Annotated in this window: 10 protein-coding genes; 5 read left to right on the top strand and 5 right to left on the bottom strand. The window is 55.6% G+C overall.

The window, feature by feature from the left end; genetic code table 11:
- Positions 1 to 84 precede the first annotated feature (84 nt).
- Positions 85 to 702: a hypothetical protein gene (locus OC446_RS18535; RefSeq protein ID WP_262030506.1), complete on the top strand. Its 618-nt coding sequence runs from the start codon at positions 85 to 87 to the stop codon at positions 700 to 702.
- Between the two features lie 158 nt (positions 703 to 860).
- Here the strand turns inward: OC446_RS18535 and OC446_RS18540 are convergent, their stop codons facing one another.
- Positions 861 to 4,001: a hypothetical protein gene (locus tag OC446_RS18540; protein WP_262030507.1), complete on the bottom strand. Its 3,141-nt coding sequence runs from the start codon at positions 3,999 to 4,001 to the stop codon at positions 861 to 863.
- Entirely contained in the window at positions 3,998 to 4,780 is a 783-nt protein-coding gene (locus tag OC446_RS18545) for a hypothetical protein (protein WP_262030508.1), read from the bottom strand. The genes OC446_RS18540 and OC446_RS18545 overlap by 4 nt, the downstream gene beginning before the upstream one ends.
- Before the next feature lie 68 nt (positions 4,781 to 4,848).
- On the opposite strand from OC446_RS18545, the gene OC446_RS18550 reads away from it, so the two are divergent.
- A complete protein-coding gene (locus OC446_RS18550; RefSeq protein ID WP_262030509.1) occupies positions 4,849 to 6,750 on the top strand; it encodes an ATP-dependent helicase in 1,902 nt (633 codons plus the stop codon).
- Positions 6,751 to 6,788: 38 nt separating this feature from the next.
- Complete coding sequence (locus tag OC446_RS18555; RefSeq protein ID WP_262030510.1) at positions 6,789 to 7,373, top strand: VUT family protein; 585 nt, start codon at positions 6,789 to 6,791, stop codon at positions 7,371 to 7,373.
- A gap of 61 nt (positions 7,374 to 7,434) precedes the next feature.
- Here OC446_RS18555 and OC446_RS18560 read toward each other — a convergent pair whose 3' ends face one another.
- Positions 7,435 to 8,748, bottom strand: coding sequence for a hypothetical protein (locus OC446_RS18560; RefSeq protein ID WP_262030511.1), 1,314 nt, complete (start codon positions 8,746 to 8,748; stop codon positions 7,435 to 7,437).
- Positions 8,749 to 9,445: 697 nt separating this feature from the next.
- Here OC446_RS18560 and OC446_RS18565 point away from each other — a divergent pair.
- Positions 9,446 to 9,856, top strand: coding sequence for a hypothetical protein (locus tag OC446_RS18565; protein ID WP_262030512.1), 411 nt, complete (start codon positions 9,446 to 9,448; stop codon positions 9,854 to 9,856).
- A 428-nt stretch (positions 9,857 to 10,284) separates the two neighbouring features.
- Here the strand turns inward: OC446_RS18565 and OC446_RS18570 are convergent, their stop codons facing one another.
- Together OC446_RS18570 and OC446_RS18575 are read right to left on the bottom strand one after the other, a co-directional pair.
- Entirely contained in the window at positions 10,285 to 11,973 is a 1,689-nt protein-coding gene (locus OC446_RS18570) for a hypothetical protein (protein WP_262030513.1), read from the bottom strand.
- A 316-nt stretch (positions 11,974 to 12,289) separates the two neighbouring features.
- The gene (locus OC446_RS18575; RefSeq protein ID WP_262030514.1) at positions 12,290 to 13,438 is read right to left on the bottom strand and encodes a hypothetical protein; all 1,149 of its coding nucleotides are present in this window, start codon (positions 13,436 to 13,438) and stop codon (positions 12,290 to 12,292) included.
- Positions 13,439 to 13,603: 165 nt separating this feature from the next.
- Between OC446_RS18575 and OC446_RS18580 the strand changes: the two genes are divergently transcribed.
- Complete coding sequence (locus tag OC446_RS18580) at positions 13,604 to 14,518, top strand: hypothetical protein (protein WP_262030515.1); 915 nt, start codon at positions 13,604 to 13,606, stop codon at positions 14,516 to 14,518.
- Positions 14,519 to 14,549: the final 31 nt, after the last annotated feature.

The following is a 14,549-nucleotide window of genomic DNA, read 5'->3' on the forward strand; positions in this document are numbered from 1 at the left end:
GGCCCTTGCACTTCTACACAGGCCTCATAAGAAAGGCACGCTCCTAAGAGTGTGCCTATCCCTCCCGCCATCTATGAGGCCATCATGAGCGCCCAACCGCCGCAAACAGAGCTGCCGTTTATCTTCATTCCGGAGGTGTATCACGCCGGAAATCTGACGATCTTCCACGAACGGGTAGAACCCCTCTCCGGTCGCAATTGCGACTTCGAACTCGGCTTGCTTCCGGTCTCGCTCGATCCGGCCGAATGGGCCGCTCGCAGCCCTCTTGAAAGCCCCACAATTTACAAGCTCACCTCAGATGGTCTCCTAAAGTTACTCGACGCTGATTGGACGGTTGCAAACTACGCTGACAGGATCATTCGCGACGCGGTGGCCCTCCGTGTCGCCCATATCTCCTCTGGTCAGCTTCAAGGGACCGCAACTCTCTGGGCAACGCTCCAGATCAGCCAAAATTCGATGCCAAACGGCGGAGGGAAGGATCGGGAGACATGGCTCCTGAATATGTGCCTAGCCGTTCTTGCAAGGGGAGATGCCTCCATCGACGGCGTTTGGTGGACTAACCTCCACCAAGGCGCGTTTGCTACACAGAGAGGAGGCCTCTATCAACATAGGCTCGGGATGTATCCTGTAGCCGAGGTGGACCTTCCGGACGCAGCCACACCGGGAGCCTCTCAGATGCGGCCGACCGTCATTCTGCCCTGAACCGATAGAGACGGCTTGGGTGATCTTGAGCCGTGCCGGAGCCTGACTAGGTTATTCAGTCCTATCCATCGTCGCCAGCGTTCCAACTGCACTCAAGCCCGGATCACTAATTTGCGGATCCATTCAGTTCATTACACATGCAAGTCCATGAACAATGCCTAAGGGGTAAATGGCAGTGTACACTGATTCTCACGTCCGAACAGACGCTCTTGAGCAAAGGACAAGAGCCTTGCGGTTGCTAGTGAATCCGACAGATCCGAAGGAACGCACCGGTTAGATCCTGCACCATTAGCAGCCTTTGCCTGTTGCCATATGGCGTCGACGGTAGCTCCTGCCTTCGAGACTGATTGCCACTCGACGAGGATATCTTTCAAAACGCGCCAGTTCCCGTCTCTGACCATTTCCCTAATTGATGCGCCTGGACTTTCACGCGTAAGGCTAAAATGTGCGAGTGACTTTGGCAGCCTCTGTGTTATCTCCCCTATCATCATTCTTGTCGCCTCTGCACAAGCCGGATTCCTCCTAGAAAGCAGTTGTTCTACTGCGATGTAGGCAGCATCGAGCCTCTCGAGGGCTTGGTCAAGGACGCCACTCTTTTCGATGTCCGAAAAGATCGTCTTTCGGATTGCCAGTGCAGCCGTTCGCTGCTCCGTCACTAACATCTCACGCTGCACACTTTCAGCCGCAGCCCAAGTCGCAGTGTTGTCTGGTTTACAAGAAAGGCCTTCATAGGTGTCGGCGCTTAGAAGCGCTTTTTCAAGAGTTTCTGGATCTGGTCCTGCACGGACGCAGTTATACGATATATCTCCCTGACAAATACCTCGAGCCTTGATACACGCTTTGTTGATACTGTACAGGAAGCCCTTCGGCTCCTGAATTATGAGCCCCTCATGTCGTCTCTCTGCAGATCGAGACCAGACGTTATAATACTGTGCAACGGCGCACCCGCCAAATGCCGGTCCGAAATTCCACAATCCAGACGTAATGCCTCGCCGATCAATGACGCTTGTGCGTTCTGCCTCCGCGATGAGTCCAAGCTCCCTAAAAACGTAGAGCCTTCGATCCATATCGAGGTTGGGGCAAGCTCCAGCGCTGTCAAAGATCTCCACTGGTTCTCCGGAAGCCACCTCGAGGACAAAGTAAGATGCGTCTTTCCGCGCCCTCCAATGCTGTTGGATTGTCGTAGTCTCCCCGGGATTGGACTGCGCCGGTGCCGGGTAAATTTCATCACGGATCAATCCAAGATAATGCTCCAAGATTGTGAGAGTTTCGTCTGCTGCCCGACCTAGTGTGAACAGCGCATATGGCACGAGGTCCTGCTCAACTGCAAAATGCGCAAATGTATTGCGGGTGTTTGCACAAATTTGATCTAGTTGCTCACTGACGTTTACGGGTAGCCTACTCCTGCCCAGTCGGACAAGGGCATCGACGTAGAAGTGAGCGAAACGAAGTTGAGAAACCGGTTCGACCGGACCGTTTCCTCCACCACTATGTTGCCTAACCGCATGCTCCATTGCCGAGATAGTTTCATCGACTATGCGTCGGTTGTAGTCGCTAGAGACAAGGAGCTTATGAAAGATCTGCCCATTTCGTGCGTAGTCATCTATGAGCCACTTGGTGATGGCGGACGACAGGCAGATTGGGCAACGACCATCACGCAAGTTTGCCCACTCCTTAGTCGAAGGTGGCAGTTGCAGGAACGGGGGAGAGATCGGCGCACTAGTTGCAAGGAAACCTAGATCAGTGATGTCGCGCTCGATAAACGCAGCTTTAGTGTCAGCGAACGGTTCCTGCCGAGTGTCTAAAAGAGCAGTAGCAATTCGTTTGTGACTTAACGCAACATCCCTATCTACTTCAGTTCGTTGAATTGAGACAATCATAGCGACGTCATTGCGTAATGCTTCATTTAGTCGCCGAGCTTCTTCAGCTAATTCGCCTATTTGCAATTCACTTTCAAGTCGTCCGACCTCAATTAACCTTTTAACTTGGCGCAGCTCACCTTCTAGCACTGAGACCCTCTTAACCAAATGATCTAAGCGTGCCAGAATAGCCTGAAAATTTGCGTTTAATGTCTTCGCTAGCGCGGCACCGCTCTTTGGCGTTCGTCCGAATAGAATGTTTGCAGCGTTGGCTGACGCGGCGAAGGCAGCAGCGATGTTCGTTGGTTCAGGACTCAAATGAGCAATTGCAACTAAAATGCCTGCGTCCGCAAGCGATCCGATGACCGCCTGAAACTCCTGTCCCACGGCGGGATCACCTGATGCAAGGATACTGGCAAACCCGGAAATTGAGTATTGAAGCGCCTGGTGCAGATCGCGTAACTCTCTGGCTTGCATATTCCCAATTAGACGTTTTGCGAGCTCTTCTCTCGTAGATTCTGGTAACGATTGCCCGACTGTGTTTATGTACTCTCGTAGTGCTTGGCGAAAGGCCTCACCGCCACCGTTAGGTGCCCCAAGTTCGCCCAGGAGGCCCTCTAAGGATTCTACTCGTTCAATCAATCGCGACGTTTCTTGTTGGACTTGTCGGGGATCTTTGCCCTCTCCATCAAGTGCGCGCTGAAGAACACGTTCGAACGGGCCCCAGTTGGAGAGAGCGTCCTCACGGTCACGTTGGCCTAATTGGCTTATTTTGCTTCCTATCCAAGCAGCTAGAATATCGTCTCGACCATTCAAATAGGTCCGAGGTGCAGCATCAGGTTTTGGGACAGAGGGATCTTCTGCCTGGGCAATTGCATAAAGTGAATGCAAGCGGCCCATATGCTCGTCAGTGGCTTGGTATGAGCGGAACGTTAGGCGGCCTATGGATTCGACAATGTCTGGGTTGTCTCGGACAAACGACTGCATCTCAAGATCAATCCCACCCCGTCCAACTAGAACTCGGGTGATTAGGGCTTGCAGCCCCGCTGAGAAGTCGAGACTGGCGCTCACCTCGAGGCGCTTTAAGGAGGGAGCAAGATTGAGACCAATACCTAGGACTGGCGCATACGTTCTCAGGAAATCACGCACACCATCAAGGGGCGCCTTCTTACGTGAAAGCTCCTCAAATACTGTCCCCGGACGCGTCCGAGGATCCGCTGCAGTTGCAGCAATGAATGCCATGCTGCGATAAAAGATGATCGGCCGATCGTGAACAGCTTCTCTATATCGCTGCATCCACAGATTTTCAGACAACGATGATACCACTTCAGGTCTGGCGTGAGCGGAGCTCATGCCAGCAACCGGCAGTGTTGCGGCGGCAAGAACAACTCCTAAGCAAGAACGGTAGATGACGCGCAGGAGGAAAGTGAACGAGCTCATAGATCCGCACCCGTCTTAGGAACATGAATGCCGCAGAGGCGATGAGCTTCAATCAGAGAGCGGAGGCGCGGGAGAAAGCCTGCTAACGACACTCGAAGGTATCGATCACTATTATAGTCGAGGATCTTAATGTCGTTGGCATCCGCCAGAGCGTTGAGCTTATCAATCTCGCGTTCGCGGCTGTTTTGAAGATGGTCGTCAATAAGGAAATGGTCACCAGAATGATGGATTTTGAAACTGTGAAACTCAAACGGTAGGTGACCGAGACTTACACCAACAGCAAAGATCCGATCCTGAGTAAGAAACTCTACATGATATGAGGTCAGGTGCCAGCCGGATTGATCGCGCAGATTCTCTACGGTTCTGCCGACACGGTCTCGAATACAACTTCTCACGCGCTGCCCGACATTGTTAGCGATGTCTCGCGTGCAACTCACTTGGCGGGAGGAGCAGACGGATGTTGACCTAGTTTCAAAGCATTGCACAGGAGATGCAGCGTTGATGCACGCGTTGTAGATTACCTCACTTTCCTCGTCTTCTGCAGCACAGGCGGTCATTAAGGTGAAGAAAGCGACGAATGACAATCCAATTAGATTGGATAGCCTTCTGCTAAGGACCTGAGATTTCCCACGTAGTAGAAAACCACGGTGCGACGCATTGAGCAGCATAGCCATTGCCTCAACAACTACGAAGAGTTGCACTCTTAAGCAACTACCTGAACCAGGATCTGGGAGCAACGCAACAAAGTACATAGTATCGCACTTTTCAATGGCGTTCAATGCTAAGCTCAGACGTCTATCCATTTCGGGCAAGAGAGAAGTTTTTCAAACCCCATTAAGAGACCGATATGCCAGACCTGGCCCTCCCTATCTCGGCACACCCGTCAACCCAGGCATCCTTTACCGCCGGCTTGAACCCTCAGCAGAAAGCTGCGGTCGAAGCCTTTCATAAGCCACTTCTGATTCTATCAAGCTCCGGAACTGGCAAAACCCACGTTCTGGCCACCAAATTCATCTACGCGGTCCACGTCCTTGGCTATAAGCCGGACGAAATCATGGCGGTCACTTTCACCAGGAAGGCAGCTCATGAGTTAAAGGAGCGCATTGGCCGAAAAATCGTCGCTGACGTCGAAAACCTTTATGTCGGGACGTTCCATTCTCTTTCATCCCGCATGCTCCGGATCCACCAGGCGATCCATACCGGCGAGAAACCGTTCACAATCGTCGAGCCGGAAGAGATCAAGATGACCCTGACGGGCATCCTCGCCAGCCTGGACGGGTTCGGGAACTCTTCGAGCAGCCGGGAGATCGACAAGCGGATCAATGGGCTCCTCAAGACCATCGATGCTGCAAAGAATATAGGCGTCAACCTCGGCTCCGATAGCAACTCGACATGGATCACGAGCGCTCCGGGAACCTCCAAGGAGGATAGTGATATCCTCGCCCAATATGAAAAGACGATGCGGGAGAACCGTTGTCTCGATTACAACGACCTAATCCTGGATTTCATCCGGCTCACGAACAGCAACCCCATTATTGCCCGGTCCTGGCGAAAGAAATTCAAGCTCGTCCTGGTGGACGAGTATCAGGACACCAATCCCGTTCAAGAACGCTGGCTGCAGATCTTCTCTGACGCGGGAAACAATCTTGCGTGTTTCGGAGACGATGATCAGGCTGTCTATGGTTGGCGCCATGCGACTGTCGACAACATCCTGAACTTCGAGAAGCGGTATCCCAATTCCGTCGTCATCAAGCTCGGAATCAATTATCGCTGCCCTGAGCAGATTGTCCGGAAAGCAGGGAAACTAATTTCCGCCAACCAGAAGAGACTCTCGAAGACGGTCCGATCCGGCAACAAGGGTCAGGGCGATGTCGCGAGCATTTCCTGCAACGGACAGCAGGGGATACTCAACCAGGCTCTGGTCCTGATCCAATCGGTCGCGAAGGCTCAGCCCAAGGACATTACCGTCCTTGCCCGGACGAACAGCGATGCCGATGAGGTCGCCCAGTTCCTCAGCCGCCACGGGGTTAACATCTTTCGGTTCAATCCCGATGCGGACTCTTCCCCGCAGCTCCAGACATTTCTTGCTTGGCTCCGCCTGCTCGCAAATGAATCCGACAGCCCGGCAGCGATCAAGATCATGACCAGCCTCGCCGGTCTCGGGATCGCCCAAGCAGTCTGGCGAGCCGCCAGGATGGAGGGCATTCCGGTAATGCAGTGGCTGAGCAAGCGTGCGGATGCCGGCAGCCTGAGGCAGGATGGCCTTCTCCGGCTGATGGATATCTATCAGGGCCTCAGGAGTGCGACGATGATCTCGAGCACATCCGAGATGATCGAGCTCGCCCTGACCTATACGGATCTCGACAAAGACATTGAGGCCCTCAACCCGGCCCGCCGGGCTCGCTTCTTCCGCCAGTACATGGCGATCTCGGAACACGCCCATCGGGTCGAGGATCTCGCCACAATCATCGCGACGGCCCAGACGGAGATCGCCGACGTCGATGGCCGGCCGGATAACGCGGTGGCGGTTTCAACGATGCACGCCATGAAAGGACTGGAATCGCCCGTTGTGATCTCCCCCGGATGGAGCAAAGGGAAATTCCCAAGTGGCTTCGATAAGGGAGACGAGATCGACGAGGCCCGCCGCCTTGCCTTTGTGACAATCACCCGCGCGTCAGCCCGATGCTTCCTGCTTTGGGATAGCCAGCTCGGCCCCTCTCCGTTCCTGACCGAAATGGGTCTGGCCTGATACCGTCCGAATTTCAATCAGAAGGAAAATCTCCCATCATGACCAAATCACGGCTCGCTGGTCTCGCCAGCCTGGTCGGCTTTCTGCTGACCGTTCCCCTCGCCAACTACTTCGTCTCGCGGATCGGCACGATTTGCCCGCCCGACGGCCCCTGTCTCATCCCAGTGGCGCCGGGGATCATGTCCCCGAGCGGCGTTATCTGGGCCGGGGCCGCCCTTATCCTCCGCGATCTTGTCCAGCGGCAGCTCGGGGTCGCGTGGAGTACGGTCGGAGTCCTGATCGGGGCCGCACTCAGCTATCTGATCAGCCCTGCCTTGGCCCTTGCAAGCGCGGTCGCCTTTTTGATTTCTGAGCTCATCGATCTGGCTGTCTACACCCCCCTCCAACGTAAGGGGTTGATCGCAGCCGTTGTGGCCTCGAGCCTCGCAGGCCTAATGGCTGACTCGGTTGTGTTTCTCTTACTGGCTTTCGGCTCTCTCGATCACGTGCTGGGTCAGATTGTCGGAAAAGCCTGGATGATTGTTCTTTCCCTTCCGTTTCTTTTTTGGATGCGACGCCGAGATGAACACAGCTCACACGCATTCAGAAGTATGTACGAGAACCTCGCGACGGATCATCATTAGATGTGAGGCCCTTGCAGCCGGAGGATACCTTATCGATCCCCCGGCTTTTTGACTTAGAACGCTACTGTTTTCCAGTCGCAATAGGCGTGAGCTCTACCATTCGTTCGAACTCAGCCACGGATTCGACAGGATTTCGTCCATACCCGTCCAATACAGCATTCCAAAAGTCCTTGAGGAACTCTCTGCGGCTTTGATCTGTCCACGTTTCCTTCGTCTTTTCGATGGCGACGGAGTCCTGGAGTGCTTCCGACGCCTGAGAAAGAAATTGACCAGGGAAGTAGGTCTTCCTCATATCCGCAATGCCGACCTTCACACCGATGGGGCCTGATCCACCCAGCTCATTGATCGCTTCAATGGCTCGCTCAATGAAACTGTCTATCGGCTTGAAAATCAGTGCATAGCCCAGATTCGGACGGTTATTGTCATCGAGGCCGAAGCAGGTCGAGCTGACACCCCATAATTCGCCAGTGTCCTGGAACCACTGTGTCGCATTCCCGGTCACTTTTTCATCGACAGCACCAGACCGGCCCCAGATCGCAAGAGCGCCCGAGCCGTTCACTCCCCAGTCGCCGCCACTTCCTCGCACTTGGAACGCGGCCCGATTGATCTTTGCCGCAAGAAGGGTTTTCACCGGAGGTGTCCAGTACGTCGGTGCAACACGGACGAACACTCTTGCCCCTGTAGGAAGGCTTACCCGCCGAACGGAGTCCTCCATCGCCACGTTCCGGAGCTCCAAGTCTCGATCGCCGCCCGCCCAGATCCCTGCCGCAGACGAACTCTCCTCATGCCACACGATCGCCGGAGGAGGTGCCGCTTGAGGGCGTTGAGCAGCCAAGATCGGCGCGATCACGTTCTTAAGGACGGTCGCGAACCGCTCCCGTTCAGCCTTCACCTGCTCCTTCGTCGCTCCATCCGGCAGATTGTAAGTTTTCGGACCACTCCGATGCCGCCAGTCAAACGGCAGCGCGTGTGGCCCAGGATAATGTGCTGAGTTTGCAACCAAGACAATTCGGTCTTGGCTCACCGCCCGCTCTGCGTAGCCAAGTTCCGACATCACGTTGGGATTCTGAAGATATTTAGGGTCTGGCAGATCCTCGGGAGCTACGCTTGGCAATAGCGCGGCTGGGTTTGTCACCCCGACCGGCGTCATATCGGCGACAAAGACATTGGCCGCAGCAATTTTTTCAAGGATCGTTTTTGTGATGTCCTGTGTGCCGATCGCATTCTTTGTATCGTGATCGACCTCCGGCCGTTGCGCCTCATCATAATCGGCGTCCCGTGCAATCAGTTTGCAGGCATCCTTCAAGGCATCACGCACGAAGTAATGGTGTAACTTGGGATCGCGGTCGCTCTGCCAGGACCAGAAAAGTTTCATAATTCAAATGGCCTCCTGAATTCGACTACCCTCTATCAATTGCACCGCTACCCCACAACAGCGCCGCCGTTGGTCGTAGTCATCCTGAACAATGATATACGAAGACAGACCAAGCTCTTCCTTAACCAAGGCTGCACTTGGCTCATCAACTGTCCTCGCAATGTGCTAGGGTGAAAACGACGAGCTAGCATAGGGAAATGATTCCCCGCCTATCCGGCCAAGGCCTGTACCCGGCCTACTAATCGTCCACAAAAAAATCCACACGGGGCAAATCAGAAGATGAAGTACAAACGTTTCGGCCACAAGGCGTTGCTCGGCTTGGCTGCGGCCATCTCATTCGCATCCGTCGCAACTGCTGACCCGTACACTCCTGCTGAGAAAATCAAACCGTCCGTGAGCTCTGTCCAAGGCGGCACGCTCGACATTGTAGGCCTTGTTCCGGGCCTTGGATGTACAGAGGCATTGGCTAAGATCAAGGAAAGCTACAAGCCCGAGCTGATCTCAACCTATACGAACACCTTCGGGGCTGCAATACAAAGGTATCCCTGTCTCGACCACGCAATTTACCTCCACCATCGAAGTCATAGACCAGACCGAAGTCCTCCGCCTGAGCTGCACCGGAACAGCGAGTGGCAATCAGGTCGCTGACATTTCTCGGCAGCTCCGATTTTGGGAAAGCACGGTCGGGTCGCCAACGATGGACGACATGATCGCAACGTTGGCTCAGAAATATGGAGAGCCGTCTTCTAAAGGAGAGGGGTTTGCTGGCGCGAGATACTTCAGCTGGGTCTACCGGAACGGAGCGAAGGTACCGTGCTCGCAAAGATCCTCAGATCCCTCCTACTGCAATCTGGGGCAATCGACAAAATACATTCCGCAGGACTTGGATAAGTATGTCCACTGGGGAGAAAACCACGGCGGAGTTATCGTTTTCGTTGAATTGAAGCCCTGGTACGAAGACAAAACCAAACTCAAAGACTTCGCGATCTCAATTGTCGACGTCACGAAAAAGGGACAGGCGGCAAAAGCCGACATCGACTCGTTGTATGAAGAAGCCGAACGCCAGCATTCAGCGAAAAGCCAGAAGGTCTCAGTTCCTAAACTTTGATTGACTGCCAATTGCCGCGCAGGAGGAGCGAGGGCCTTTGTTTAGCGCCCTCGCTGTATATCCTCACCGACACCGCCGCGATCGGATCCCGACTTCGAGCGCCGGCCGCTCGTTTCTAGACATCGTAGTTTCAGCACGCCGGGGGAGCCCTCCTGGCGCCTCCGAGATCGCTTTTTATGGCCTACTGTTCCTGCCTGCGCGCCAGCCTCATCCTTTCTGTTGTTCTATTCGGAGCCACAGCGGTCCATGCCAAGGCCACAAAGAAGGCAGAGAACGTGGCCCAAGCTCCCAAAGTTGAGACCGTCAGCGCAATTCCGGTAGTCCAGCCGGAGATTTCACCATGCCGGAAGGTTCGGCGCCGCCTCTGGGTTGAAGAGCAAGGATGGGTCGTTAGACAGATTTCGAGCTGTTCTTAGGATCCTTGCCTCTCAGGGCGCGACCACTCCATTGGTGAGAACAAGGCTACCGTTCGCTTCCTGCACAAGTCCCTCAATACGGGCGTTACACTGAGACTTTGGAACCGGGCCGCTACAGTTCGCCAAAACCCATTTCATGCTCCCCAGGTCCAGCGTACCCCGATCGAGAATGATGTCTCCCACCCGTTTCGACCCCTCGTATACGGCACAGGATGGCGTGTTCATCCCGATCAGGTAAACGGTACAGAATTCGACCGCGACGTGTTCCCCAATCACTTCTCGCCACAGGCTGATGAAATCACGGCTATCCAGGGAGCCGTCGGCGGCCCGCGTTAACTTCAGGGCCTTGCCGGGGGCGTCAGATCGATTTTCCTCCGTCCGTTCCACGGTGCACTCGGTTTCGTGGACAGTCTTCAGGTAGCGAAAGTCACTCCCATCGAACACGAAATAGTGGAATCCGCTCGTTCCATCGCTCGGATCATGCCAAGCGCTGTCATAGAGATCGAACTTGCCAGTCATCACGATGAGGGAACTGTCTACCTCAAATCCGAAGTCCGGCCCACCCACAAAGTGTGCTTTGTCGTTGCACCAATCGCCTGTGCCGGTGATGAGATTAAACGGGAGCATCTTCACCTTTCCGGTCGCCACATTGACCACGGCTCCCCGATTGCAGCCGGTCCCGCAGCCCCACGTCGTGATGACGTATCGGCCGGCGAAGTTCGGGGGTTGTTGAGCTGCTTCCCGAATACGGGTGCGGTAGTTGTTCTTGTCTGGATCGTCTAAAATTGGTTTTGCGTTGGCGCCCTTGTGGATTTTGCTGGCCGGATAATCCGGGAATTGTGGGACAGACACCGGAGATTTCTTTGGCAGGGCGGCCTCCGCCTTCGCGACTGCAGCTTGCTCCTGAGCAGACGTCTTTGACGCCTCGAGTGTGTGCACCAGTGACGGATCTGCTTTGCCCGGCTTTGGGTTCGGCTCATGGGTGCTGGGCGCGGCTTGGGCGGTCTCTGTGGCCGCTTGGACACCGTGACCAGTACCCGATGCAACTTCGGCCTGCCGCATGGTTTCGCAGCTCGTCCGGGCCCAGTGCCCATCAGGCGGAATATCTGAGGTCTCTGGCTCCTGATCATTCTGCATACGGAATTGCCTAAAGGATTCCGAGATGGCGCTGAGGCTTACCGAGCCAATCTCCCCGGCCGCGTCCTTGTATAGGCGCAGCTCTCCTCCAAGCTCTTTCCCGGCCTCGGATGCTCCCACCCCAACCAGAATTTCCTGGTTGTCGTTCTTCCGCCGTTGCTGCCGGAATTGGAAGGTCTCGCCCGTTTCGATGATCCTCAAGTCCCACGGCGCGTCAGTTTTCCTCGGATCTGAGATCAGGAAGAATCCGAAGGCGTCCTGGATAGGTGCGAAAACGATCTTATCAGTGTTACAAGGATAAGGACCCGGTGCGTACCGCAGGCGGCCAATCATCTGGTCAACGGCCCGGGGTAGGTCCTGCAGGTAGGCACCCGCCACGAAGCCAGACCCGGTTCCCTGGCCAAAGATCCGATCATGCTCGGCTGACATTCGGTCGACATCAGCCTTACACGCCTTGAGGCCCTCGCTCAGATGGGTAAAGACTTCCTCCGGCTGGTGCTGCCGCTTTAAGGTCCGCTGCACGTGGTCAGCGACACATTTCGTGGCAGCCCTGACAAAGGGCACGTGAGCCCTTCGTTTGGCCTCTCCGGAAGCCTCCTCCGCTGAGAGGCGAGCACCCATTCCGGTACTCGCACAGATAGCAAAAGACAAAACCCCAAGCACGAGCCCCTTAGATAGCATCCTGCTCTCGCCCCCACCCATAGCCTCCCAGTATGAATACCGTCCCAAGGGAAGTAAACGGATGCCGGGTGATCCAAATGGCGCATTGGTCGAGATCTTCTTGGGGAGCCCCTCTCGGAGAGACGAAGACAGTCAATCCCCATAGAAAAAGAGCGGCCCACCGGACCGCTCTCGGAAACGAATAGATTTGATTGATGTATCACATGCCCTGGCTATTCTGCTCCATCATCCGCCGACGCATCTGAAGGCGGGAGAGTTGTGCTGGCTGCGCGGCTTGGTTCTCCGCAGCAGGCTTTTCCTCTGTGGCCGGCGCGGGCCGATCCTGGGGCTGAAGGGCAGCCTTATAGACGCCACCCTCAGACCGCCCCATCGTCAGCCGGTAGCCAGACGGCATGCCGAAACGCTCAACATGGATCTTTTCCAGCGCATTGAAGCCACGACGAAGGGAGTCCATCGGGATCTTGTCCTGCTGATCTAAAGTGACCCCGCCCCCCAAGCGCTTCTGATCGTCAAACTCGAACCGCATGAATGCGCCGCGTAGGACGAACTTTGCCTCCGTGCTCTTCCCAGACTTCAGGTTCTCGACAGCCGAGGTGATACGATCTTGGAACGCCTTATCATGGTCGATGGCTCGCGCCAGCTTCTCGACTTCCGGCAGATGGTTCTGGATCGCGTGGTCAAACCGCGCAAACTTCTCCTTGTTATCCAGTTCCTGGAATCGTTTCACCGTCCGGTCGAGAACCTCGGTAATCTCCTCACGAGACGCCTCACGGATCATGTTTAGCTGTTGATCCCGCCGTTCCGGGTTTCGGTCACCCGCCAGCATGAGCCCGCCACGGATATAGGCCGCCACCAGCTTTAAGCCCTGCTGGCTGGCTGCCTCGGCCCTTGCCGAGTACGCAACCTGCTCGTCACTCACCTGACCCTGCTGCCGGCGCGGTGGGGTCGAAGCGACTTTCGTCGATACCGGAGTGGCAGCCTCACGGACCTTCGCCATCTCCGGCTCTCGGCTGATGGCATCCGCTGCGCCGAAAAGGATCGCCTCGAGATTAAGCTGGCTCGCCCGGTCCTCCTTCCAAAGCGCATGCGATTTGGAATCCACTCCGTAACGCTGGACGGCAGGATGGTTAACATCCGGGATCGCGCCCGTAGGCGCGGCGTAGCAGCCATACTCCTCGTTGTAGCTGGCCCGGATGCCCGCTTGGCCGAGCGCCTTAATCATTGTGTCGGCCTGGGCGCGCGGCGCGAAGAACCCGGTCAACCCTTCGGACACCAGCCCGAGAGCCACAAAATCAAGTCCTGACTTACCACTCACACCAGCTTCCACGCTCACCTGACTTGTCTGCATCGCGGGATCTCCGTCTCCGATAGCGAATTAACGACACAAGTCCTGTACCATAAATTCGGGTACAATGCACGTAATTCGGTACGATTTGCAAAACTCGGTCGCCCGAAAGGCAAAAGGCATGTCTGGTCAAACAAACCTATTGGTTTCCAATCCCCGGAAAAATCGATGAGCCCAGATCCAGACTATGTCATTCAGGCCCGATACGTCCCGACGCTCCTTGGCCTCAAGAAGACACCATCTCCTTGGGAGCTTTGGCACGTTCTCAAGGGCAACATTCCCTCGGCGCAGGTCGAATCCAGCCGCGGCTTCTGGAGCCGCCGCCTCCACCGAGAGTTCGTGATCGGGCTGCAGGAGCGCTACTCCTGCATTCTGTTCGATCGGAGCAAGGAGCAGATTTACCCGACAAGGCAGATCCTCTCCCGCCACCTGGTAGAGGTCCGGTCGCGCGGGCAGCTGCCCCTCAGCCACGATACCAAGCACATCCACTTGATTCAGATCTCGTCCGAGAACTACGCGATCAACTGGAATGTAAACGGAGTTGTCCAGGCTCCTCCTTATATTGTGGCCGAAGTTCACCCGATCATGGCGGCGCTTGGCATCGAAAGCCTCGCGGTCGCTCTGATTGTCGCCGGCGGCGAGTTCGAGGCATTCGTCGAGATCGATTTCGATCCTCCTCTCTGGGAAATGATCAAAACGGCTACGACCGACTTCATCTTCTCTCTGGATATGGACGAGGAGCCCGCCCCTGATTTCGCCATCGACGGGGACGCTATCGAGAAGCGGTACCGCCCGACGAATAGCGATCCTGCCGACTACTCGGAAGATCGGGCCTTCAACAAGCTCGTCACGGAGTACGAGGCCATCACCCAGGAGATCCAGGGGCTCGAGCGCGATGTCCGGGAGAAGGACAAAGCCAAGCGCAAGCTGAAGGCTCAGCTCATCACAGCCCTGGGGAACCGGTCGGCGGCACAGGGCAAGGGCTTCAGGCTCCTCCGGGATGAACACCACGTCGGGGAGCAAAAGCGGGCCGCATACTCCTATTCGACCCTCAAGATCGACCGCCAGACACAGGCGGTCTGATCGCAAACCACTGATTTCAGATTAAATTTTA

Origin of the sequence: Microvirga sp. Mcv34 (assembly GCF_024519725.1) — a bacterium.
Taxonomy (GTDB): domain Bacteria; phylum Pseudomonadota; class Alphaproteobacteria; order Rhizobiales; family Beijerinckiaceae; genus Microvirga.

Coding starts and splice junctions, on each gene's coding strand:
- OC446_RS18535 (WP_262030506.1), top strand. CDS start 85: ATGAGCGCCCAACCGCCGCAAACAGAGCTGCCGTTTATCTTCATTCCG.
- OC446_RS18565 (WP_262030512.1), top strand. CDS start 9,446: ATGGACGACATGATCGCAACGTTGGCTCAGAAATATGGAGAGCCGTCT.
- OC446_RS18575 (WP_262030514.1), bottom strand. CDS start 13,438: ATGCAGACAAGTCAGGTGAGCGTGGAAGCTGGTGTGAGTGGTAAGTCA.
- OC446_RS18550 (WP_262030509.1), top strand. CDS start 4,849: ATGCCAGACCTGGCCCTCCCTATCTCGGCACACCCGTCAACCCAGGCA.
- OC446_RS18540 (WP_262030507.1), bottom strand. CDS start 4,001: ATGAGCTCGTTCACTTTCCTCCTGCGCGTCATCTACCGTTCTTGCTTA.
- OC446_RS18555 (WP_262030510.1), top strand. CDS start 6,789: ATGACCAAATCACGGCTCGCTGGTCTCGCCAGCCTGGTCGGCTTTCTG.
- OC446_RS18580 (WP_262030515.1), top strand. CDS start 13,604: ATGAGCCCAGATCCAGACTATGTCATTCAGGCCCGATACGTCCCGACG.
- OC446_RS18560 (WP_262030511.1), bottom strand. CDS start 8,748: ATGAAACTTTTCTGGTCCTGGCAGAGCGACCGCGATCCCAAGTTACAC.